We start from the raw sequence: 20,973 nt of genomic DNA on the forward strand, positions 1-20,973 counted from the left end.
TGCGAACGCGCATTTTTTCTACGTCGCCTTTCGCTCGCAGCCCGAATGCGTGGGACATTTGAAGGAACGCGCGAACGGGAGCGGGCAGTATCGCGCGGCGAAATCGGCATGCTGAAAGGTAGCGGGACATGAGCGATAAAAGCCCCTCTTATGGCTTGCTGAGCCAGACCTCGGGCATCGAGGAGACGAAGAGCGCGCGGTTTCAGCGCCATCTTCCCGCTTCCATCGGCTTCCAATGGCTCAAGGCCGGATGGCAGGATCTTTTCCATCGGCCGATGCCGAGCCTGGCCTACGGTCTGGGCATTTTCCTTCTGTCTCTCGCTGCTGTCGCGATGCTCGCGCTGTATGGCCGCGACTATATTCTTTTTCCCGCGCTCGCCGGCTTCATGATCATTGCCCCGCTGCTGGCCATCGGACTCTATGAGAAAAGCCGCAACCGAGAAGCGGGACGCGATACGTCGCTGCGCGAAATGCTCCTGGTGAAACCGGCGGCGGGCCCGCAGGTGCTTTTCACCGGGGTCCTGCTCAGCCTGCTGATGCTACTGTGGATGCGATCCGCGGTGCTCATCTATGCGTTGTTCTTCGGCGTGCGCCCCTTTCCCGGCTTGCCTCACATAACCGCCTTCCTGCTGACCGAGCCGGTGGGATGGATTATTCTCGGCGTCGGCACGGCGGTGGGCGGCCTGTTCGCCTCATTCGCTTTTGCGATCAGTGTTTTTGCCATTCCGATGCTCCTCGATCGCAAGGTCGATGCGCTCACGGCGATGGGAACAAGCACGGCGCTCGTCTGGAACAACCTTGCGCCGATGATCGTCTGGGGCGCCATCGTCCTTGCGCTTTTCATACTCTGCGCGGCGACGGGCTTGATCGGCCTCATCGTCATCTTCCCGTGGCTTGGACATGCCACATGGCATGCCTATCGCGCGGTCTCAGACACGCAGGCCTAGACATGGCCAGCCATGCCATGCCTGCCGTCCAGGCGCCGACATCATTGACCGGGCAATCGGTCGATGAACTCATCTTCGCCAGCCAATCGCTGGATGACGGAACGATGAGGACGCAACTGTCGGTCCCGACCGCGCATTGCGGCGGATGCATGGCGAAGATCGAGCGCATCCTTGGTAACCTCGAGGGCGTGGTAGCGGCTCGGGTCAATCTATCGACGCGGCGTGTGACCGTCACATGGCGGCAAGCGCAAACCGCGAGTGCACCGCCTTTGCTGGCAACGCTGAACGAGGCGGGCTTCGAGGCAAATCTTCTCAGCCAACCGGACGATCGCACCGACCCCGAAAAGCGCCGGCTGATCGTCGCGACAGCGGTCGCCGGCTTCGCGGCGATGAACATCATGCTGCTTTCGGTGTCGGTCTGGTCAGGCGCCGACCCCGCTACGCGGCAGCTGTTCCATCTCATCTCGGCGCTGCTCGCGCTTCCCGCGGTATTCTTTTCGGGGCGCATCTTCTTCTTGTCGGCATGGTCGGCATTGCGCGCGGGACGCACCAATATGGATGTGCCCATCTCGATCGGCATCGTCCTGACACTGGGTCTCAGCATCTACGACACGCTGCATTTCGGACGCCATGCCTATTTCGACGCGGTCGTGACGCTGATCTTTTTCCTGCTTGTCGGACGAACGCTCGACCATGCCATGCGTGACAAGGCCCGTTCGGCCGTGCTCGGGCTGACGCGAATGACGCCTGCGGGCGCGAATGTAATCGGCACGGATGGATCGCGCGCTTTTAGACCGCTCGAGGATGTCTCGGTGGGTGATGTCATCCTCGTCGCGCCAGGCGAGCGTGTTCCGCTGGATGGTCTTGTCCTTGCGGGCGAGGGCGATCTCGACACTGCCGCGGTCACGGGCGAGGCGATGCCGGTGCCGGTACGACCGGGAAGCACGCTCGTTTCGGGCATGCTGAATCTCAATGGTTCGCTCAAGGTGCGTGTGACCAACAGCCACGCGCGGTCCTTTCTATCCGAAATGGTGCGAATGATGGAAGCGGCCGAGCAGGGCAGAGCACGCTATCGCCGTCTCGCCGACCGTGTTGCGGCCTATTACTCGCCGATCATCCATTCGCTGGCCTTGGCCGTGTTTGCCGGGTGGTTCCTTGACACAGGCGATTGGCATCGGGCGCTGACCATTGCCATTTCGGTGCTCATTGTGACCTGTCCCTGCGCGCTTGGTCTCGCCATACCCATGGTTCAGGTCGCCGCGGCGAAGCGCTTGTTCGAGCACGGCATCGCGCTCAAGGATGGAAGCGCGCTCGAGCGGCTTGCACAGGTCGATACCGTGATTTTTGACAAGACCGGCACGCTCACTCATGGCGATTTGCGAGTGAGCAAGATCGCCATCGATGAACCCTATCGCGCAATCGTGATGGCGCTGGCGTCGCGTTCCAACCATCCCGTCGCACGCGCGATTGCCGCCAACGGCGGCGCCTTGTCCGGCCTCGATCTGGACAGTTTTTCCGAGCTGCCGGGCCGGGGTTTGGAGGGCCAGCGGAACGGCCATCTGTTTCGCCTGGGGCGTGCCGATTGGGCTTTGAATCCAGGCACGGGCGAGAGTGGCGGTTTCCAGACCGTGTTCTCGGTCGATGGTGAGCTTGCCGGCCATTTTGCCTTCTTGGACGTTGAAAAGACGAGTGCGCGGGAAGCGGTGGCCAAGCTTGACGCGCTTGGGCTGCCTATCGAACTGCTTTCGGGCGATCACATTGCTTCTGTGTCGGGGTTCGCGAACGCGATCGGTATCGCCCACTGGCGTGCCGGATTGCTGCCGCAGCATAAGGTGGAGCGGCTTCAGGCGCTGGCGGACAGTCAGCGCCTGACCTTGATGGTGGGTGATGGGCTGAACGATGGACCGGCACTGGCGGCGGCGCACGTTTCGATGGCTCCTTCCAATGCCGCCGACATCGGTCGGGCGGCCGCGGATATTGTTTATCTCGGCCAGGATCTCGATGCGGTTCCGCGCGCTGTGCAGATCGCGCGCGCGGCCCGGCAACGTGTCCGCCAGAACCTGGCGCTTTCCGTCGGTTATAACCTTTTGGTGATTCCTGTGGCCATGGCGGGCTATGTCACCCCACTGCTTGCTGCCGTCGCCATGTCGCTTTCGTCGATTTCGGTCGTTGCGAACTCCTTGCGAATTCCCGCAGCACGCGGATCACGCCTTAGCAGTCGGGCGCCGGCGCCGCCCCTCGTTCCATTGGATGTTACCCGATGAGCGGGATCCTGTGGTTGGTGCCGGTCGCGCTGGTGATGGGTCTTGCTGGGCTGGGCGCCTTTCTCTGGTCGATGCGCACGGGACAATTTGATGATCTTGATGGAGCGGCCGAGAGAGTCTTGATTGACGCCACGTTAGACCGGCCTCTTGTCGAACGTGACGATTGGCGACCCGAAACCGAGGGCGAGGCAAATCGTTTGGGATAAGGATGGCGGTGCGGGTATTGTTGGGCAAAGGACGCAGTGATGGTACAGGCACGGAGTTGGAATTGGGTGGGCGTCTTCGCCTTCATCTGCGGAGCGGCGGTCATCATCCCGAGCCTTGTCGCGCTTGTACTCAGTCTTGCCGCGGTTGCCCGAAATCTCCTGTGATGCTGGATCTGACGAGGGATAGCACGCAAGCGGCTTCACCGCAGGTCCTCGAGAATGTCGGCACGGGGAGAATTCTGGGGAGTGCCGGTGGAGAAGTTCCGGTAGCTTTCCGGGGAGGCGGCCTGGCGTTTGGCCAGACCTGGCCGGTCTCAAAATGGAGATGGCACGTCAGGAATGCCTTCTGGTCGCAAGCGGAAAGTTTATCGATGAGATCGATGAGATCGATGAGGCTTCAATCGAAATCGCTTTCAGCAAGAAAACCCGCAGCTTGGATAGGACATAATCCGCGCAAAGACGGTGGATGAGCAAGATGCGGTTTCTACCCTATCGCTTCCTGGTGTGCCCCCGACAGGATCCATGACGAATTTTTCGGACCTGCCGACGAATTGCTCGCGGCCTGATCGTTCGGCACTTATCGCAGTATTATCATGATGTAAAAAATTGCTGGGTTCCATGCGCTTCGATGGCTTCTGCCAGTCGTCCGAGCGCATGGACATAGGCTGCGGTTCGAAGCGAGATCTTGGCGCCACCGGCTCTTTCCCAGATGGCGCGGCCCTCAGCCTCCATGCTCGCTTTGAGTCTCTCGTGAATTTCAGCAACGGTCCAATAAAAGCCTTGCCGGTTTTGCACCCATTCGAAATAGGAAACCGTGACACCGCCGGCATTGGCGAGAATGTCCGGGAGAACCGCGACACCCTGTGCAGCGAGTAGGGCGTCTGCCTCAGGGGTGACCGGACCATTGGCCAGTTCGAGGACTACTTTCGCTTGAACGCGCTGGGCATTGTCCGCGTGGATCAGGTTTTCAAGGGCGGCGGGAACTAGCACCTCACAGTCGGTTGCAATGAGATCCTCAAGCGCGATCGCCTCTGTTCCGTTCGATCCGACAAGGCTGGCAAGTCCTTTGCCATGTTTAGCCTCGACTAAACGATCGATCGACAATCCGTCAGGGTTAGAAACCGCGTGCCGCGAGTCAGACACGGCGACAATCAGATAGCCGGCACCGTCAAGCAGCCGCGCTATGTGGCTTCCAGCATTTCCGAACCCTTGCACCGCGACGCGCGCGCCGGGACCGACACCAAGTTCCGCTTCGAGATGGCGAAGCAGATAGAAGCCGCCGCGCGCGGTAGCATCATCGCGGCCCAGCGATCCGCCCAGTGCAATGGGTTTACCGGTGATGACTGCCGGTGAGACACGGCCAACGATCGAAGCATATTCGTCGGCCATCCAGCCCATGATCATGGCGTTGGTGTAGACGTCCGGTGCCGGAATATCCCGATCGGGTCCGATGATCGAGGAGAAGGCCTGCATATAGGCGCGCGACAGCCGCTCGAGCTCGGCCTTCGACAGTTTGCGGGGATCGACCTGGACGGCGCCTTTGCCACCGCCATAAGGCAGGTTCATGACCGCGCATTTGAACGTCATCCAAAAAGCGAGCGTCTCTACTTCGTCGACGGTGGCATCCGGATGGAAGCGGATGCCACCTTTGGTCGGGCCGCGTGTATCGTCATAGCGGCAGCGCCAGGCCATGAACGATTTGCGCGAGCCGTCATCCATTCGGATCAGCAGCCGCGTCTTTGTCGTTTCGCGGGGATATTTGAGTTTTTCCAGAACGTCTGGATCGAGCCTGAGATGGCGGGCAGCATCCTCGAGACGAGTCAGTGCCTGATCCAGCATGGATGCGCTCATGAATAAGCCTCTCTAGAAAATAGGATTAAATAGCTGTTTGCGCTTGGGAAACGCGCGTGATCTTCAGCGTTCGTTCGTGGCCGTCGCGATCCGGCCACAAGATCGATTGTCCTTCGCGCAGGCCGATAAGGCCTGCCCCGACGGGGGTCAGAATGGAGATTTTACCAGCGGCAATGTCTGCATCGCGGGGATAGACCAACTGATAGCTATAATTCTTGCCGCTGGCTTCATCGACGAACTCGACGTGGGCATGCATGATGACGACGTCGCGGGGGACCCGATTGGCAGCGTGCACATTCGCGCGACCGATTTCGGTCAACAACAGCTCGCTCACCTGCGGTAGCCTATCTTGCGCTGCCATTGCGAGGTCGGCAAGCGCATCAGCTTCGGCTTCGATCATATGGATGGGCGGCCGACGGCTCGCCTTGCTCTTGCTCATAGTATTTTCGCTTTCCGCGAGTGACGCCATCCGGCCGAGCCGGACTGGTCCGTTGAAACGGGATATGTCAGAAGCCCCGAGTTCGGGGCAGCGCGCACCAGAACCCGGGGCTAGATGCCCGCGAGAAGCTGACCCCCATGGTGGCGGAAGCGATAATGACAGCGTCGAGTCTGCATCGGTACATGATGCAATCGGGCGGTTACAAAGTCAAATGATGCGGGTCGCGATCCGCGTTTCCGGCACCGTCATCTCATTCAGCCAGTGATGGGCAAAGGATAATGCCAACCGGGGCTCCTGTTGCGCGATGCCTCAAACTGCTGCGCCGCGAAAGACCAATTGGCCAGCTCCTCCCACCAGGATTTTAGCCAGTTCGGCCTGTCCTGCTGATAATCGAGATAGTAGGCATGTTCCCAGACATCGCAGGTGAGGAGCGGCGTGCTACCCTCTTCGAGGAACGGCGTGGCTGCATCATGGGTCGAAACGACCTCGAGTGTGCCATGTCGGGCAATCAGCCAGACCCAGCCCGAACCAAAATGACCGGCGCCCGCAGCAATGAACGCTTCCGCTAAAGCGGCGGTGCTGCCGAAATGGGCTTGGATCGCCTCGGCGAGCGGTCCGGACGGCGCCGATCTGGCTTTCGCCATGCTCTCCCAGAAAAAGGCGTGGTTCCACGCCTGTGCAGCATTGTTGAAAAGAGCCGTAGTCTCGCTCGCCCGTGCGATCGCAATGATCTCCTCAAGCGAGTGCGCCGAAAAATTCTCCTCTGCTAGCAGGCGGTTCAGCGTGTCTACGTATCGTGCGTGATGCTTGCCATGGTGAACGGCCAGGGTCCGCGCGGACAAAGTCGGTTCCAGATCGGCCAGATCATAGGGCAGTGGTGGCAACTCAAAAACGGGCGCCATCCTTTCCGGTTGCTCACTCATGCCAGTCTCCCGAGAGGCTGCCTCTTCCCAAACCAATCGAATATTGTGACAATCTTGCGCTCAAAGCCGCAATGCATAGAGCAATCGGCTCGACAGCGTGATCGCCAGCCCAATGGCCGTCGGCCGTATGAACGATTGCCGCGCGACCCGCGCGTTCCATCCAGCCGCCCATTGGCACGAGGGTGGCTGCGGCACGCTCCTGCGACGAGTAATGCAACGCACGCACCCGGCTGCCATCGCCATGTTGCCAGACCCCCTGCTCGATCACTGCCAGGTCGGCGAGACCTGCAAAGATTGCCCTTGCTATTTCCGCGTCGAGACTGCGGCTGCTCGCCGGAGAAGACTGGCATGCCGCGATCGCAGCCGCCAAAAGTTCGGCGCGCTTCGCTGATGCAGCGTCTCGCACGGGGGCTGACAGCGTCATGGTGGCGATGCCGTGGTCGATGACGGTCGTTCATGGGAGGCCGGCCCTGCGCGCGCAGGGCAGACTTGTTTGAGCAAACCATCGCCGATCCCATATACCCAGCCATGGAGCGTCAAGGATGGTCCCTCGCGCCATCGCCGCAAAATGACCGGGTTGGTTGCGAGCGCTTCGATTTGGGCGTTACCTCAAGGTTCGTGCGCCAGACAACGATTTCTCGGACATAAGCGGAACATCGGCTACGCAACACGCTTCAACCGCGCCATTGGCTCGTTGAGTGGGTGGAATTCACCTGCGGGAAGTCGCCTTGCCTGTTCCCAGAGGTAATCGCCGGTCAGGCTGATATGCGCCCAGCCCATCGGAGACAGGTGCGCGAGCAGTGCCGCATCGAACGTTGTGCCGACGGCGTTGAGGTGCTTGGCGGCGCGGTCGAGATAGACCGTGTTCCAGTAGGAAATCGCCGCGATCAGCAAGTTCAGCCCAGATGCACGAAATTCCTGATTTTCCAGCGAGCGATCGGTGAACCGGCCCTGCCGGTTGGTATAGATGGCGGCGGCAAGCGTGTGCCGCGCTTCGCCTTTGTTGAGACCGGCCTGACAGGCACGGCGCAGTTCCGGTTGTTCGAGCCAATCGAGCGTGAACAAAGTGCGCTCGATACGGCCCAGTTCAGCCAATGCAAAATCCAGCCTGTTCTGGCGTTTGTAGGCGGCAAGCTTTCGCAAGATTACTGACGGCGCCACCGTGCCATCCTTGATTGAGGCGACAATCCTGACGATGTCATCCCAATCAGCCTCGATCGCTGCGGTTTTGATGGTGCGGCCCATCAGGCTTTCGATGCCCTTGTATGTCGATGGCGCAGCGATCGAACCCAGTTTGCGGTCGGCAATATCGCGCAGTCGGGGCGCAAAGCGGAACCCGAGCAGGTGGCAGAGTGCGAAAACATGATCGGTCGCGCCGCCGGTATCGGTATAGTGCTCATGCAACGGAAGGTTGCCAGCGCCCAGGACAAGGCCGTCGAGCACGTAGGGCGCTTCACCTGCCGTCGCGGACATGATCCGTGATCCGAATGATGCGAAGTGATCGGAAAGGTGGGAATAGATTTTCACGCCAGGTTCGGTTCCATATTTGGCATTGACGTCCGCCGCCCCTGAACGGCTCCGCCCCGACCGGAAGAACTGGCCATCGGACGACGAACTGGTGCCAGCGCCCCAATGCCGCGCGAAGGGTAATTCGTGATGGGCTGAGATGATCATGGCCAGCGCGGCCTGATAGTTCTCGGGTGAAAGATACCAGTTGTGGGTCCATGCGAGTTGGGCATAGCTGACGCCTTCGCTGGCATTGGCCATCCGCTCCAGCCCGAGGTTGGTGCCATCAGCCAGAATTGCGGCGAGTACCGTGCTGGGGTTGTCGTGCTCCTTGCCTGAGCGCAGGTCACGGAATGCGTTCAAAAAACCAGTGCGTTCGGCGACTTCAAGCAGCAGCTCGGTGATGCGCACGCGGGGAAGCAGGGTATCGAGCTTGCGATCGAGGGCTTCAGCTTCCGGTGGGGTGACAGGCGGCATTTGCTGAAGCTTGAGCCGGTCTCGTTCGAGCGACACTCCCTCAAGCTTGTTTGTTTTCAACTGCTTGGCAAATCGGCGCAGCCGCCAGTCAAGATTTCGTGCCCGGTCAGCGAGGTAGGATGCAGCATTTGAATCGAACGGAAGCACATCCGCCACTTTGGCGGCGTCGCGCCGACCCAGCAAATAGGCATCGAAGCGCTGATAGTTGCGGGTTCCCTCGATCCATACATCACCGGCGCGCAAACGATCACGCAAGGTTGCCATGATCGCAATTTCATAACGTCGGCGGTCGATACGGCCGCTTTCGGTGATGAGACGCTTCCACTGCCGATTGGGGAATGGCAGTGGAACGCCATCGGGAAGGTCGCGCGACTTTCGTGTGTTCGCATCGCGAATGACATCGATGGCTTTGATCAGTGCCGTCCCTGTTCCAGACGCCTTGAAGGTGAAGGCGTCCAGAAATGCCGGGCTGAAACGCCGTAGCGTGGCGTAACGCTCGGTTGCCGTTACCAGTGCGTCCTCGCCGGCAAGATCAGCAAGGGCATCTACTTGGGCCTTTGCCGCAACAAGCCGGTGCCAGCCCACCGCTTCGTCAATCAATTCGAGCGGATCGCCGCCATTCTGGACAGCCTCATCAAGTGCTGTAATCGTGGCGCCAAACAGCCGCATGAGTTGCCCCACCGACTGAATACTATCTTGGTAGCGACGCTCGCGCCCACGCCGCGCGCGCGTGAACATGCCGCCGATAAGTCGGTCAAACATTTGGATCGCGGCATCGGCAAGTCTGGCCTCAAGGTCGATCACTGCGGCCGTCAACGTCGCCCGCCTGCGATTGACGCTGTAATCCGAAAGCAGGAATGCCGGTGCCACGCCGCCCTCGCGGACAAATTGGGCAAAGCGGAATTCCGGAATGGCGCCCCCAACTACCGGGTAGATACCTATGCCGCGAACATAGCGCAGGCGCTCAAGCAAGCCATTGATATTGGCCGCAGTCGGGGCTTCTTCGAAATTACGCAACCACGCCAGCGGTGTCATGCCGAAATCCGGGTTGTTGATTACGAGTTCGTCTAGCCGTGTCAGTTCAGCAGAGCTGAGGCCTTCGACGATTGCGGCTGCGGCAGCTTTGCGTGCGCGTGCCCGGCCAGCAAGACCGGCGCGTTCCAGTGTGTCGCCTGACGGAAGAATGAACCGCTCACCCTTCAGGCCAACCATGAGGGCGCGAACAATCGGTTCACCTCTGTCTGTATACTCGGCGGCTTGCGCGGCAAGATTCAGGGCAAGTGCCAGGTCGCCGCGTCGAAACGGGCGTATGCCAAGATAACGCGCCACGAGATCGGCATGATCGGTACGGGTTTGCGCGCGCTGACCATATGCAGAGAAGGAGGAAGGATCGACGAATAACTGTGCCGCGAGGTACTGAAGAATGACGTCGGGAAGCCCGATCTCGGGTTGCAGACCAAAGCCGGGATGTCGCATCAAAGCGATTTGTGCAGCCAGACCGAGGCGATTTGCTGGACCATAGCGGCGCCCAACCAATTCAACATCTTCCGCAGAAAGGGTATAATGCCCAATGATCGCGGTTTCTTGGACAGGAGGATCGAACAGGCGCCGGCGCTCGTCTCCGGTCAGAAGTCGGCGTCGTGCCATTTTGCTCTCCCGCTGAGGCGAATAACAAAATTGACACCAAAGCGGCTTGCACTGGAGGGAGGCCATTCGTTGCCGGTTGATCCCCGAGCAATCACCCGGCGCAGCAAGACAGTTTGGCGACATCCTTATCAAACGTTTGGGCCGCCAGTTTGAGGCCTTCCACAGTGGTCAGGTAAGGAAATATCGTTGCACCCAATTCCAGGGTGGTCATGCCGTGTTTGATCGCCAGCACCAGTGTCTGGATCGAATCCGCGCCTTCGGGTGCCATGATCTGGCCGCCCAGCAAACGGTCGTTCGCCTTGTCGGCAATCAGTTTGATGAGACCCCGCGTATCGCGTGCTGCCAGTGCCCTTGGCACAGCATCGAGCGGGAGCAGCGAAACCTTGATGTCCAGGCCTTGCGCCCGTGCTGTCGTTTCAGTGAGGCCGGCGCTGGCGACTTGCGGGTCGGTGAAGACGACGGATGGCATGGCGGAATTGTCGTAGCGGTATTGGTTGCCCGTCACCGCGTTGCGCGCGGCCAGTTTTGCGGCATAGGCGGCCATGTAGACGAACTGGTCCCGTCCCGTTACATCGCCCGCCGCGTAAATGCCTGAGACCGACGTTTCGAGGTGGTCATCGACGACGATTCCACCATTACGGGCAAGCACTATGCCGCGCTCCTCCAGCCCAAGCCCGTCGCTATTGGGTCGGCGTCCGGTGGCGATGAGCACCTGTTCCGCCGCGACGGTGTCACAATGCCCCTCGCAGGTCAATTCGACCCCGCTCTGTGTTTGGGCGATACGCTGATAGCCGACACCTGCGCAAACCCGCACGCCCTCGGCTTCCAAATAGTTTTTCAGCGCGGCACTCACTTCCGGGTCCATTTCGGGGAGCAGGCGGCTTCGGCAGCAGATGGTGACATCAACGCCCAGACGCGAAAACATCTGTCCCAGTTCTACCCCGATCACCCCGCCACCGATCACCAGCAGCGATTTGGGCAAGCGATCCAGCGCCAGCGCCGATGTGCTGGTTAGGTAGGGCACGCTGTCCATCCCCGGAATCGGCGGCACGGCGGCGTGCGCACCCATCGCCAATATGACCTTGCCGACTTTTATCGGCACATCGTCAACGATCAGCGCACCGTCTGCGAAGCGTGCCTTGCCCTCGATATAGCTTACCCCGGAATAGGCGGGCAGAAGATCGACATATTTTTTCTGGCGCAGCGTGCTGACCAATTCATCCTTTGATGCCGCGAGCTGCGCCCAATCGCCTAGTTGAATGTTACCGCCAAGGCCGGGAAAGCGCGTGGCGGCTCGCCCACCGTGCACCGCCTCGGCGGCACGGATCAGCGTCTTGGACGGAACGCAGCCGACATTGACGCAGGTGCCGCCAATCGTGCCATGGCCGATCAGCGCGACTTTCGCCCCGAGTTCGGCGGCGGTGATCGCGGCGGAAAAACCCGCCGAGCCCGCACCGACGACGGCCACGTCATATCCATCCCGCCCAGGGCGGTTGCAACAATCGTTCATTGGATACAGCTTTCTTCAGGCGCGACGGGCGCCGTCATTCAGTTTTGAATAGCGCGCGCCGTATAACCCGCATTGGTCGACGCAGCGGCAATCGCAGCAGCATTCGCGCGGCGAGGATCATATGTTACGCGCGCGGTCTTGGCGGCGAAATCAACCGTCACCGCGCTGACACCTGCCACGCCTTCCATCGCCTTCTTCACGGTGATCGGGCAGGTGGCGCAGGTCATGTTTTCGATGGCAAAGGTGGCTTGCCTCTGAGCGGTTGCGGTGGCCGCAGGGCGATCCTGTGCTGAATTGTCAAGTGCTAGGGCGACCCCGCCACCGGCGGTTGCCAGCACGGCCAGCCCAATGAGTATAGTCTTCTTCATGGGTGTACCCTTTCAATAAAACCAAGGTGCCCACCAGTCGATGGTGAGCGCGAGGATGACGATGGCGAGACCCAGCCACAGCACCGCTTTGGTAGTGCGGGCCGATTGCGGACGAGCGCAATATGAGCCGTCCTCACAGGGTGGGTTCGGCTTGAAATAGACATGCCAGAAGCCGTAGCCGAGCAGAGCCAGCGTCACCGCCGCGACATAAGGCTTGTAAGGTTCGAGCGCGGTCAGGTTGGCGATCCACGCGCCGGATATGCCAAGCGTAACGAACAGGAGCGGCACGACGCAGCAGGCGGAGGCCAGCCCCGCGCCGATCAGCGCGCCCGTGGCGACCCAGTTCGCCCGCTTCGGCTCGTCGTTTTCAGTGAGGGCTGACTGTCCTGATTCAGGCGCTGAGGCCATGCCGCAAATCCTTTCTTCCGCCTTCGTGATTCGCAGTGTAGCCTCTGTAGTAGGTACAGACTCAAGAGGTTTTTCATGCAGCCACAATCTGGCATTTTACGCGCTCAGCTTGCCCGGAGGACCGGCTGCAATCTCGAAACCGTCCGCTATTACGAGAAGGTCGGATTGCTGCCAGCACCGGCGCGCAACGCCAATGGCTACCGGGTCTATTCGCCGGAACTGGTGCAAAGGTTGCAGTTCATCCTGCGCGCCCGCGATCTGAGCTTTGCGATGGATGAGATTCGGTCTTTGTTGTCGCTGACCGACGTTGGAGCGCAAACGTGCGCAGAGGTGATGGGGAGAGCCCAAGCACACCTTGACGATGTCCGTCGCCGTATTGCCGATTTGCAGAAGATAGAGGCGGCGCTGGCGACAACATTAGACAAATGCACCGGCGACGACGTTGCCGAATGTCCTATTTTGGACGCACTTCAGTTTTCGTCCGTATAGGACAAGTGAGGCCGCTATTTTTGCGGGATTTGATCTTCTGTCGTCAATCTGGAGTATAGCCTAACCGGACGTCAGGGCGCTACCGCGGTTTCTGTCAGATTAGGGTACTAAACGGAATTTGTTGACGAATGTCGTTGCGTATCATAGATTTCAACCTGACATTTTGATGGAGAGAGTGCGCAGTGAAGGGGCAACGGATCGGCTATGTCCGGGTCAGCACGTTCGATCAGAATGTGGATCGCCAATTGGAAGGTCAGTCGCTCGATCGGACCTTCACCGACAAGGCATCGGGCAAGGACGTCAACCGCCCCCAGCTTGAGGCTCTGCTCACTTTCGCCCGCGAAGGCGATACCGTCGTCGTCCACAGCATGGATCGGTTGGCCCGCAATCTGGATGACCTGCGCAAGCTGGTCCAGGGCCTCACCAAGCGAGGTATCCGGATCGAGTTTGAGAAGGAAAGCCTGTCCTTCTCGGGGGAGGACTCCCCGATGGCCAATCTGATGCTCTCGGTCATGGGTGCGTTTGCTGAGTTCGAGCGCGCCCTGATCCGCGAACGGCAACGCGAAGGCATTGCGATCGCTCGGCAGCGCGGCGCCTATCGGGGGCGGAAACGGTCGCTCTCGGATGAGATGATTGCCGATCTGCACCGCCGCGTTGCCGCCGGTGAACGCAAGGCGACCATCGCGCGCGACATGGGCATCAGCCGCGAAACCCTCTACCAGTACCTTCGCGCCGCTGCCTGACACCAATGTTCACATTATGTCCGGAAAATCGTTGTTCAGCGTACAAAGCTTGAGGTGACGCCTACTCGCCGGCCCCCGCTCGTGCGGGGTGGGGTCGCCACAATGCCGACGCGCTCGAAATAGCGGATCGTCTCGATGTTCACGCCGGTTCGGCGCGACAACTCGCCGATAGCTAGGCCTTTCTCATCCCTCATAATTCGCTTGCTCCTGTAGCCGCTACAGGAGGCATTAGGGGGTTATTCCGCCGGAGACGACTGATGAATAAAAGGATTTTGCCGCACGAAACCCTGGCCGCTTCCGCATCGCCACGCCGCGCCGACGCGGGGCTATCCGCCCTGGGTGCGCTGGCGAGCTTCGGCGCGGTCCTAGCCGCCGCATCCTGCTGCGTCTTGCCGCTCGCGCTGGCGGCGCTGGGCGTGGGGGCGGGCCTGTCGAGCACCTTCGCCGCGCTGATGCCTCTGCGCTGGGCCCTGACGGCGCTTTCCCTCGTCGGCCTGGCTGCCGGGTGGTGGGCGTATGTGCGGCGTCGGAGGACCTGCGCTGCGGATCGGTCCTGCACCGTGACCCTACCGTCCCGCGCAACTCCGATCATGCTCACGATCGGCACGACCCTGACGCTGACCGCGCTGATATGGGATCGCATTGAAGCGCCGCTTATAAAGGCGCTTTCCTGATGCAGCTCACCTCCACGCTGACCTGTCCCGAGTGCGGCGGTGTCGCGACCGAGACGATGCCCACCAACGCCTGCCAGTTCTTCTATGATTGCCGACATTGCGCGGCGGTGCTGCGGCCCCTGGCCGGCGACTGCTGCGTGTTCTGCTCGTTCGGCGATGTCCCATGCCCTCCGATTCAGGAGGCGAAGGCGAACGGGACCGTGGCGGGCTGCTGCGGGTGAGGGGGTATCGCACCTTTCAATCCGGGATGAGCGCGTAACCCCGGATTTGTAGATTCGCCAAGGTTGTAAGCGCCGAATCATCGATCTCAACGCCCGAAGCCACTTGGTTCGGCATGATCTCATTTCCGACCATGGCCTGACTGCAAACGCGGATTGAAACACCGGCTTTCTGGAGAGCGGCAATCAGCGCAGCGTTCGGGTTGGCCGCTACCTTCATACGCGCCGCATATGGCGCGTTCTGCAGGACGAGCGGGGTCGCGGGACCATGAATGATGACGGCGATGTCACCAGCCGGATGGACCTTGTCCGCGCCTAGCAGGTTCACGAAGCGCGCGACCTTCTCAAGGCTGGGATTCACTTTGTCGGGAGAGCTTGCGGCCTTGGTGACATTGAACAAGACGCGGTAGCGAAGCTTGGGATCGGGCCGCTCGGCAGCACTGGGCACGGCCACGATCCCGCCAAATCCCGGTATTACGGGATAAACCAGATTATCCTGTGCAGCTAGCGAGGTGCCGCCGGTCAGCATCGTTGCCGCGAGCAGAAATGTGGCGAAAGCTCTTTTTGGCAACCTTGCTCTCCTGTTGGACGGTAGGCGCTGCATAAACTCTCCAGAAGTGGGAGCCTACGCCTACGCAACACTGAACTGGCCCATCATTCCATTATCCTCATGTTCAAGGATATGGCAGTGATACATGAAGGGAGCGCTCTTGGCCGGCTGATCAAATCGGATGAGAAGCTCCACCGGTTCCTTGACGAGGACCGTGTCGCGCGGCCCCTGGTCGAGAACATCGGGCTGCCCGCCACCGCGGGTGAGAACATCAAAGTGGACGCCGTGAATATGGATCGGGTGGCGCATCATTTCGCCAGACACCTCCCATATTTCGGTGGAGCCTAGCTTCACCGTCTCATCGATGCGATTCATGTCGAATGGCTTGCCATTGATCGTAAGGCCGCCACCGCCGCTTCCTGAGCCCATCATGCCGCCCATGCCCATGTTGAGGCTCAGACGGCGACGGCGCACCGCCTTGCTGGCGTCGGGCCCAGTTCGTGATGCCAGAAGGGTCGGCACGACGCCGCTGGCACGAGCCTGTCCCAACGGCCGTGGTTCAAACCGCAGCACGGTCGCTGGTGCCGCGGCATCGGTCCTTCGGGCGCCACGCCCCATCATACCCATGCCGCCCATCATCGAGCTGTTGGTATCAGCCGCCGTCACCAGCGAGGCGGACCTACCGTCCGTGAAGTCCACGAGAAGCTCGGCACGTTGGCCCGGCGCCAAGGTTATGGCTTCCAATGCCACTGCGTGTTCGAGCAGCCCCCCTTCGGTTCCGATCCAGTGAAAGCTCCGCCGATCGGAAAACGACAGCTCATAAATCCGCGCGTTCGATGCGTTGACGAGCCGCAGGCGAACCAACCGATTTGGCACCGCCGCCAGCGGATTCACCGCGCCGTTCACAAGGATCGTGTCGCCGCGCCGGCCCTGCATGGCGACCATCATGCCGCCTGGCATGACAAGGCGACCATTTTCGAACTGGCGATCCTGGATGAGCAGGGGCAGATCGTCCACGCCATATTCTGACGGGAGCCCCAGGCCCTGCTCTTCGTCGTCGGTTACCAGCAACGCCCCAGCCAGGCCCGAATAGACTTGCTCGGCCGTCAACCCATGGACGTGTGAGTGATAAAGGAGGGTCGCTGCGGGCTGCCGGATCGGGAGCGTGGGCCGCCAGGTCGCGCCCGGCGCGATGATCTGATGGGGGCCGCCATCCAGCTCTCCGGGGATCAGAAGCCCGTGCCAATGCACAGTCGTGTCCGCGTTGAGCCCGTTGGTCACGACAGCCGCCACGTCGTCGCCACGGCGCACCCTGATCGTCGGTCCGAGATAGCTGCCATTATACCCGAGCGTGTCACTCGGCCGGCCTGGATAAAATGAAGTCGTTCCGGACTGGACCCGTAGCGCGAATGAGCGGCCAGGCCGTGCGTCCAACAGCGGCGGCATCGGAAGCGGGTTTGCACCTCCCCCGCCGAGGCCCGGCGTGGAGCGCGAGCAAGCGGTGGTTGTGGACCTATCGGCGTTCTCGAAAATCGGCATACTAATCAATATGTTGCAACAAGACACGGTGGGAGTGGAGCCGTTAATAGGGGTATGTAATTCGCCTCGACTAGTCGAAAATTCGGTGTGCCCGTGCCGATCCCGCAAGGGACCGGACCTACACGCTGATGCATGACTTTCATGACTCATCGCCACTGCAACAACAAGGGCTGACCTCCGATGAGCCTGCGGACCGCAGTCGTCAGGTTTCTGAGGCCAGCCCCCATCTCAATTAGTGTCGGCCTCAGATTGATCTGTGGCGGCAGACGCGAACGATACAGGCCGATAGCGCAGACCCGGATGCGATCACGCGCGCCGTGAGCGAGGCCGTCTCGGCGCTCGGTGGTCTTGATATTCTCGTCAATAGCGCGGCGATCGGCCATTCCGGTCTGATCGCCGACCTCGATGTGGCCGAGTATCAGAAGCTGATGGACGTCAACGTGCGAGCACCAGTGCTATTCGCGAAGGCCGCCATTCCGCATCTCTCCGCTGGGGGGCGCATAATCTCGATTGGGTCGGGGCTCGGCGAACGCGTCCCATTTCCGGGCGTAACGGCCTATGCGATGTCCAAGGCCGCGCTTACGTCCTTCACTCGCGGGTTGTCACGTGAACTCGGGCCGCAGGGCATCACCGTGAACCTCGTGCAGCCCGGATCTGTGGATACTGACGCGAACCCCGCAGACGGCCCGGCGGCAGATTTCCAACGGAGTTTGACGTCTCTGGGCCGCTTCGCCAAGCCGAGTGAAATCGCGAATGCGGTCGTGTTTCTATCAAGTCCCGCGGCGAGTGTAATTACAGGCGCCACCTTGACCGCCGACGCGGGCGCGATCGCCTGACAGCGGGCGCTCGGTAGCGGTTGGGCGCGAAATCGGCGTCAGGGGATCAGCACGATACGGCCGAGGACCTTGTTGTCCTCGGCATACCGATGGGCGGCCCCTGCCTCGGCGAGCGGAAACCTTCTGTCGATTGGCACGGTGAGACTGCCTTTCGCAACGTCGGCGAGCATCATGTCGATGGTTTGGCGCACCGCTGCACGTGACAGGACGGTTCCCATGAATACGCCGATGACCGTTTGATTTCGCTGCACCGCTGGCCAAAAATCCACTGTCAGAGCCCCGCCGCCGGCATTGCCCACGGACACCAAGACTCCTTCGTCGCGGAGCGCGGCGAGGGATGTCGCCAAGGTGGAACCTACCGGATCGACGATGAGGTCAACGCCTCGGCCGCCGGTGAGGTCACGGACCACGTCCACGACCGATTCGACGTTATGGTCGATTACACGCGATGCACCGAGCTCGATGACGCTGCGGACGCGATCCTCACCGCTAGCGACGGCGATTACGGTCGCGCCGGCCTGGCGGGCGAGCTGTACTGCCGCGACCCCGACACCCCCCGCTGCACCTTGGATGAGGACGGAGCTTCCGCTTGAGAGCCGCCCTCTCGCGAACAGGCAATGATGGGCAGTTCCGAAGCCGATCGGGATCGCCGCGGCTTCTGCTACGCCTGCGCCTGCGGGCAGCAGCCAAGTCTGATCTGTCGGAACTGCGCGGAGTTGGGCGTGGGATCCATCCAAGCCCCATGAGGTAACTCGGTCGCCGGGCTTGCGGTCCGTGACCGCGTCACCGATCGCCACCACCGTGCCCGCTGCGGCATAGCCGACGACATATGCGGGGTGCCCCGGCGGCGAACTGCGACGGTTGATCAGGTCTCCGCCCTCAACGGATATCGCCTCGACCTGGATCAGGACATCCCGCGAACGAATTTTGGGGTCGGGCACGTCCGTGTAGCGAAGGACTTCCGGTGGACCGTTATGATCGTAGACAGCCGCTTTCATCGTCGTTCCTTTCGATGCGCGACGGACCGAGGCGGTTGCGTAGGAATTGCTGGGACCGGAACGCAAATTTATCTGCATGTGGCACTGCCGATCACGATCCGGTAGCATCGGCGAACGTGCATCTGTGTTGCATAATCAGGAGCGCTGCCGCCGACATCAATCGCCATCGGTGGAGTTAGGTGCTTCCTCAGCGTGCGCAGCTGCTGTCATCAGTGTTCCCCTATCGGCGACGGAGTTTTCAGGACGCGGGACTACCGAGACGGTGTTGGCAACGCCAAACTCCGGCACAAAACGCGGCCGTCCGAAGCGGATATTGGCATGGGGGAGTGATGTTTGCCGAATATGATCTTGGATCTGCGAAATCTGCGCTGCGCGATCGCGGCGGCGGAAACTGGCAGTTTCGATGAGCGAGAGAGATGCTGGCATTGTCCCAATCGTCACTCAGCCGACGCATTCAGCATCTTGAGCACCGATTAGGCGTTCCCCTGTTCAAGCGAAGTCGAATTGGTGTTTCGCCCACAACGGCAGGCGCTGCCTTCTTGGAACGGGCAATGGCCGGCGCCCAGCAATTAGATCTCGCCGCTCGTTACGCAGTTGCTGTCGACAGTGGGGAGGCGGGGCAAGTCCGCATCGGAGTTACATCATCGCGCACCGGCGGGTTGTTTGGTGATGTGCTGCGTCAGTTTAAAGCTCTATTTCCATCGGTGAACATCACCCTCACGGAAGATACGACGAGTAGGACAAGCCATAACGTGGCCATGGGAACGCTCGACGTCGCCTTCGCTGATGATGCCGAACGAAAAGGTATCGATAATCACGTCCGTGGGTCCAGGTCCATCACGAGCGCAATGGTCCGCGCATTTTGCTGATCCATAGGTCCGTTCCTCGACCTGCGGCAAGGGGTCGAGAAACGGCCTACGCGTGGGTGGTCGTGATCTCCATTGCGAAAGCCTCTGGCCGAACAACAAGATTTGCTCACGCCAGTCCGAAATTGCCTTGGCTCGCGTCCGACGTGCTGCTTGTCGGGCGGAATATCGGCGGATGGCTCCTCGCAAATATGACAGGAGAGATAGCAATCCTGTTTTGATCGGCCTGGATGCCGAAGCTCTCGGTTTGATCCATCTGCCAAGGTGAAACCTGACGATACGGGTGTCCGAATACACCTGTTCTATTTCGTTACAGTTAGCTGAGACGCGTTCCCCCAACCGTGGTCATTTTCCAGCAGATTGGACAATCTCCGATTTGGCACGCTTTGTGCTTAGGGGTTACCAACTATGATATAATGGAGGGAGAGGATAATGGGTAATCTCAATAAAGGTTCGCTTTTGAAGGCGGCCCTGTGGGGAGGCGTTGCGTTGTGTACGCCGATGGCCAGCACGGCGGCATGGGCGACCGACGTTGATGCCGGCGACTATGTCGCACTGCCGCCGGGATCCAATCTGGCCATTGTCTATGCGCAATTTGCCGAGCGCGACGCCATTGAAGGCGGCCCTGTGGGGAGGCGTTGCGTTGTGTACGCCGATGGCCAGCACGGCGGCATGGGCGACCGACGTTGATGCCGGCGACTATGTCGCACTGCCGCCGGGATCCAATCTGGCCATTGTCTATGCGCAATTTGCCGAGCGCGACGCCATCTATGCCAAGGGCGACAAGCAGCCGGGTGATCCCGGATTTGGACTCGACCGTATTCATTCTGCGCGGCGTTCACTATATGGACATTGCCGGCCTGACGGTCGACCCGCAGTTTCTGCTTCCGCTCGGTCAGCTGGAAGGGAAGGGCGATACGCACGCTTTGGGTAAAAGCGGCGGCGCGGCCGGCGATCTTATCCTCGCAGCCACCGTTTGGCTGGTGAACAAGCCCAAGAGCAATACCTATTTCGGTATCACGCCATTCGTCTATGTGCCGACAGGATCATATGATCGCACCCGCCCCCTGAACCTGGGCGAGAACCGTTGGAAGTTCGTGCTCCAGGGCGGCTTCGTTAAGGGGGTCACGCCCAAGATCTCGATCGACCTCGTCGGCGACGTGACCTTCTATGGCAAGAATAACGACTTCGGCTCGTCTTCCGCGCGTCTGACGCAATCCGCAAGCGGGCAGTTCCAGGCTTTCGCCCGTTATCAGCTCAAGCCGAACCTCGATTTCCGCGTCGGCGGCTCGTTCGTCACGGGTGGCGAGACGAGGATCGATGGCATCAGGCAGCAGGATCAAGCGAGCAATTGGAAGGGCAATGTCGGAATGGCCTGGTTTCCGGCGAAGACCGTGCAATTGCTCGCCACCTACGGCCGCGACATTTCGGTGAGGAGCGGATTTCGGGAATCGAACCGCCTCAATTTGCGTCTTCTGAAGGTCTTCTAAGTATTTGAGAGAAAGAACAAAGAC

22 protein-coding genes and 2 pseudogenes are annotated in these 20,973 nt (G+C 60.5%); 11 read left to right on the forward strand and 13 right to left on the reverse strand.

From position 1 onward, the window contains the following. Positions 1-128: 128 nt before the first annotated feature. From ACZ2HM_RS24225 to ccoS, 3 genes are read left to right on the forward strand one after another with little or no spacing between them, the layout of a single operon-like run. A complete protein-coding gene (locus tag ACZ2HM_RS24225; RefSeq protein WP_004212715.1) occupies positions 129-947 on the forward strand; it encodes a DUF2189 domain-containing protein in 819 nt (272 codons plus the stop codon). A 2-nt stretch (positions 948-949) separates the two neighbouring features. Then, positions 950-3,211: a heavy metal translocating P-type ATPase gene (locus tag ACZ2HM_RS24230; RefSeq protein ID WP_458225887.1), complete on the forward strand. Its 2,262-nt coding sequence runs from the start codon at positions 950-952 to the stop codon at positions 3,209-3,211. Further along, complete coding sequence (gene ccoS / locus ACZ2HM_RS24235; protein WP_021223763.1) at positions 3,208-3,417, forward strand: cbb3-type cytochrome oxidase assembly protein CcoS; 210 nt, start codon at positions 3,208-3,210, stop codon at positions 3,415-3,417. Before ACZ2HM_RS24230 ends, ccoS begins: the two co-directional genes overlap by 4 nt. 591 nt (positions 3,418-4,008) lie before the next feature. Here ccoS and ACZ2HM_RS24240 read toward each other — a convergent pair. The 8 genes from ACZ2HM_RS24240 to ACZ2HM_RS24275 all read right to left on the reverse strand — a co-directional run bounded on the left by ACZ2HM_RS24240 (position 4,009) and on the right by ACZ2HM_RS24275 (position 12,546). Further along, positions 4,009-5,268: a Glu/Leu/Phe/Val family dehydrogenase gene (locus tag ACZ2HM_RS24240; protein ID WP_021223761.1), complete on the reverse strand. Its 1,260-nt coding sequence runs from the start codon at positions 5,266-5,268 to the stop codon at positions 4,009-4,011. Between the two features lie 25 nt (positions 5,269-5,293). Continuing rightward, positions 5,294-5,707, reverse strand: coding sequence for a nucleoside diphosphate kinase regulator (rnk, locus tag ACZ2HM_RS24245; protein WP_031293463.1), 414 nt, complete (start codon positions 5,705-5,707; stop codon positions 5,294-5,296). 254 nt (positions 5,708-5,961) lie between these two features. Then, on the reverse strand, positions 5,962-6,630 hold the full coding sequence (locus ACZ2HM_RS24250; protein WP_156397206.1) for a superoxide dismutase: 669 nt from the start codon (positions 6,628-6,630) through the stop codon (positions 5,962-5,964). Beyond that, on the reverse strand, positions 6,623-7,054 hold the full coding sequence (locus tag ACZ2HM_RS24255; protein ID WP_082545409.1) for a hypothetical protein: 432 nt from the start codon (positions 7,052-7,054) through the stop codon (positions 6,623-6,625). Before ACZ2HM_RS24255 ends, ACZ2HM_RS24250 begins: the two co-directional genes overlap by 8 nt. 236 nt (positions 7,055-7,290) lie before the next feature. Further along, positions 7,291-10,260: a Tn3 family transposase gene (locus ACZ2HM_RS24260; RefSeq protein ID WP_458225886.1), complete on the reverse strand. Its 2,970-nt coding sequence runs from the start codon at positions 10,258-10,260 to the stop codon at positions 7,291-7,293. Positions 10,261-10,351: 91 nt separating this feature from the next. Continuing rightward, the gene (gene merA, locus ACZ2HM_RS24265; protein ID WP_374615334.1) at positions 10,352-11,770 is read right to left on the reverse strand and encodes a mercury(II) reductase; all 1,419 of its coding nucleotides are present in this window, start codon (positions 11,768-11,770) and stop codon (positions 10,352-10,354) included. A 38-nt stretch (positions 11,771-11,808) separates the two neighbouring features. Then, complete coding sequence (locus tag ACZ2HM_RS24270) at positions 11,809-12,138, reverse strand: heavy-metal-associated domain-containing protein (protein WP_081096816.1); 330 nt, start codon at positions 12,136-12,138, stop codon at positions 11,809-11,811. Between the two features lie 12 nt (positions 12,139-12,150). Beyond that, on the reverse strand, positions 12,151-12,546 hold the full coding sequence (locus tag ACZ2HM_RS24275; protein ID WP_007015440.1) for a mercuric transporter MerT family protein: 396 nt from the start codon (positions 12,544-12,546) through the stop codon (positions 12,151-12,153). A 75-nt stretch (positions 12,547-12,621) separates the two neighbouring features. Here ACZ2HM_RS24275 and ACZ2HM_RS24280 point away from each other — a divergent pair, with 75 nt between their 5' ends. Next, positions 12,622-13,035 (forward strand): MerR family transcriptional regulator, encoded by a 414-nt coding sequence (locus ACZ2HM_RS24280; protein WP_374615333.1) that lies wholly within the window; start codon positions 12,622-12,624, stop codon positions 13,033-13,035. Between the two features lie 182 nt (positions 13,036-13,217). Further along, complete coding sequence (locus ACZ2HM_RS24285; RefSeq protein WP_004213255.1) at positions 13,218-13,778, forward strand: recombinase family protein; 561 nt, start codon at positions 13,218-13,220, stop codon at positions 13,776-13,778. Positions 13,779-13,840: 62 nt separating this feature from the next. Here the strand turns inward: ACZ2HM_RS24285 and ACZ2HM_RS24290 are convergent. Next, a pseudogene (locus tag ACZ2HM_RS24290) lies at positions 13,841-13,972 on the reverse strand (MerR family DNA-binding transcriptional regulator); the annotation flags it as partial. 63 nt (positions 13,973-14,035) lie between these two features. Here ACZ2HM_RS24290 and ACZ2HM_RS24295 point away from each other — a divergent pair. Both ACZ2HM_RS24295 and ACZ2HM_RS24300 read left to right on the forward strand, forming a co-directional pair. Continuing rightward, entirely contained in the window at positions 14,036-14,452 is a 417-nt protein-coding gene (locus ACZ2HM_RS24295) for a mercuric transporter MerT family protein (RefSeq protein ID WP_004213257.1), read from the forward strand. Then, entirely contained in the window at positions 14,452-14,673 is a 222-nt protein-coding gene (locus ACZ2HM_RS24300) for a GDCCVxC domain-containing (seleno)protein (RefSeq protein ID WP_004213258.1), read from the forward strand. Before ACZ2HM_RS24295 ends, ACZ2HM_RS24300 begins: the two co-directional genes overlap by 1 nt. Before the next feature lie 16 nt (positions 14,674-14,689). Here ACZ2HM_RS24300 and ACZ2HM_RS24305 read toward each other — a convergent pair whose 3' ends face one another. Beyond that, positions 14,690-15,274, reverse strand: a complete 585-nt coding sequence (locus tag ACZ2HM_RS24305) for a DsrE family protein (protein WP_004213260.1) — start codon at positions 15,272-15,274, stop codon at positions 14,690-14,692. Between the two features lie 27 nt (positions 15,275-15,301). Further along, entirely contained in the window at positions 15,302-16,759 is a 1,458-nt protein-coding gene (locus tag ACZ2HM_RS24310) for a multicopper oxidase family protein (protein WP_037555777.1), read from the reverse strand. Between the two features lie 260 nt (positions 16,760-17,019). Here ACZ2HM_RS24310 and ACZ2HM_RS24315 point away from each other — a divergent pair. Then, positions 17,020-17,595, forward strand: a pseudogene (locus tag ACZ2HM_RS24315) (SDR family NAD(P)-dependent oxidoreductase); the annotation flags it as partial. 38 nt (positions 17,596-17,633) lie between these two features. Here the strand turns inward: ACZ2HM_RS24315 and ACZ2HM_RS24320 are convergent. Beyond that, positions 17,634-18,593 (reverse strand): quinone oxidoreductase family protein, encoded by a 960-nt coding sequence (locus ACZ2HM_RS24320; protein ID WP_030540911.1) that lies wholly within the window; start codon positions 18,591-18,593, stop codon positions 17,634-17,636. Positions 18,594-18,749: 156 nt separating this feature from the next. Beyond that, positions 18,750-19,019: a hypothetical protein gene (locus ACZ2HM_RS24325; protein WP_125723807.1), complete on the reverse strand. Its 270-nt coding sequence runs from the start codon at positions 19,017-19,019 to the stop codon at positions 18,750-18,752. Here ACZ2HM_RS24325 and ACZ2HM_RS24330 point away from each other — a divergent pair. The 3 genes from ACZ2HM_RS24330 to ACZ2HM_RS24340 all read left to right on the forward strand — a co-directional run bounded on the left by ACZ2HM_RS24330 (position 19,010) and on the right by ACZ2HM_RS24340 (position 20,949). After that, on the forward strand, positions 19,010-19,462 hold the full coding sequence (locus ACZ2HM_RS24330; protein WP_080993748.1) for a LysR family transcriptional regulator: 453 nt from the start codon (positions 19,010-19,012) through the stop codon (positions 19,460-19,462). The two genes, ACZ2HM_RS24325 and ACZ2HM_RS24330, sit on opposite strands and share 10 nt — an antisense overlap. 429 nt (positions 19,463-19,891) lie before the next feature. Next, on the forward strand, positions 19,892-20,149 hold the full coding sequence (locus ACZ2HM_RS24335) for a hypothetical protein (RefSeq protein ID WP_139797613.1): 258 nt from the start codon (positions 19,892-19,894) through the stop codon (positions 20,147-20,149). 155 nt (positions 20,150-20,304) lie between these two features. Beyond that, positions 20,305-20,949 (forward strand): transporter, encoded by a 645-nt coding sequence (locus tag ACZ2HM_RS24340; RefSeq protein ID WP_234780563.1) that lies wholly within the window; start codon positions 20,305-20,307, stop codon positions 20,947-20,949. Positions 20,950-20,973: the final 24 nt, after the last annotated feature.

Source organism: Sphingobium sp. KKT206, from assembly GCF_055640555.1.

Bases quoted from the DNA above. Each gene is read 5' to 3' on its own strand.
- ACZ2HM_RS24225 (WP_004212715.1), top strand. From the start codon at position 129: ATGAGCGATAAAAGCCCCTCTTATGGCTTGCTGAGCCAGACCTCGGGC.
- ACZ2HM_RS24230 (WP_458225887.1), top strand. From the start codon at position 950: ATGGCCAGCCATGCCATGCCTGCCGTCCAGGCGCCGACATCATTGACC.
- ccoS (WP_021223763.1), top strand. From the start codon at position 3,208: ATGAGCGGGATCCTGTGGTTGGTGCCGGTCGCGCTGGTGATGGGTCTT.
- ACZ2HM_RS24240 (WP_021223761.1), bottom strand. From the start codon at position 5,268: ATGAGCGCATCCATGCTGGATCAGGCACTGACTCGTCTCGAGGATGCT.
- rnk (WP_031293463.1), bottom strand. From the start codon at position 5,707: ATGAGCAAGAGCAAGGCGAGCCGTCGGCCGCCCATCCATATGATCGAA.
- ACZ2HM_RS24250 (WP_156397206.1), bottom strand. From the start codon at position 6,630: ATGAGTGAGCAACCGGAAAGGATGGCGCCCGTTTTTGAGTTGCCACCA.
- ACZ2HM_RS24255 (WP_082545409.1), bottom strand. From the start codon at position 7,054: ATGACGCTGTCAGCCCCCGTGCGAGACGCTGCATCAGCGAAGCGCGCC.
- ACZ2HM_RS24260 (WP_458225886.1), bottom strand. From the start codon at position 10,260: ATGGCACGACGCCGACTTCTGACCGGAGACGAGCGCCGGCGCCTGTTC.
- merA (WP_374615334.1), bottom strand. From the start codon at position 11,770: ATGAACGATTGTTGCAACCGCCCTGGGCGGGATGGATATGACGTGGCC.
- ACZ2HM_RS24270 (WP_081096816.1), bottom strand. From the start codon at position 12,138: ATGAAGAAGACTATACTCATTGGGCTGGCCGTGCTGGCAACCGCCGGT.
- ACZ2HM_RS24275 (WP_007015440.1), bottom strand. From the start codon at position 12,546: ATGGCCTCAGCGCCTGAATCAGGACAGTCAGCCCTCACTGAAAACGAC.
- ACZ2HM_RS24280 (WP_374615333.1), top strand. From the start codon at position 12,622: ATGCAGCCACAATCTGGCATTTTACGCGCTCAGCTTGCCCGGAGGACC.
- ACZ2HM_RS24295 (WP_004213257.1), top strand. From the start codon at position 14,036: ATGAATAAAAGGATTTTGCCGCACGAAACCCTGGCCGCTTCCGCATCG.
- ACZ2HM_RS24300 (WP_004213258.1), top strand. From the start codon at position 14,452: ATGCAGCTCACCTCCACGCTGACCTGTCCCGAGTGCGGCGGTGTCGCG.
- ACZ2HM_RS24305 (WP_004213260.1), bottom strand. From the start codon at position 15,274: ATGCAGCGCCTACCGTCCAACAGGAGAGCAAGGTTGCCAAAAAGAGCT.
- ACZ2HM_RS24310 (WP_037555777.1), bottom strand. From the start codon at position 16,759: ATGCCGATTTTCGAGAACGCCGATAGGTCCACAACCACCGCTTGCTCG.
- ACZ2HM_RS24320 (WP_030540911.1), bottom strand. From the start codon at position 18,593: ATGAAAGCGGCTGTCTACGATCATAACGGTCCACCGGAAGTCCTTCGC.
- ACZ2HM_RS24330 (WP_080993748.1), top strand. From the start codon at position 19,010: ATGCTGGCATTGTCCCAATCGTCACTCAGCCGACGCATTCAGCATCTT.
- ACZ2HM_RS24325 (WP_125723807.1), bottom strand. From the start codon at position 19,019: ATGCCAGCATCTCTCTCGCTCATCGAAACTGCCAGTTTCCGCCGCCGC.
- ACZ2HM_RS24335 (WP_139797613.1), top strand. From the start codon at position 19,892: ATGGGTAATCTCAATAAAGGTTCGCTTTTGAAGGCGGCCCTGTGGGGA.
- ACZ2HM_RS24340 (WP_234780563.1), top strand. From the start codon at position 20,305: ATGGACATTGCCGGCCTGACGGTCGACCCGCAGTTTCTGCTTCCGCTC.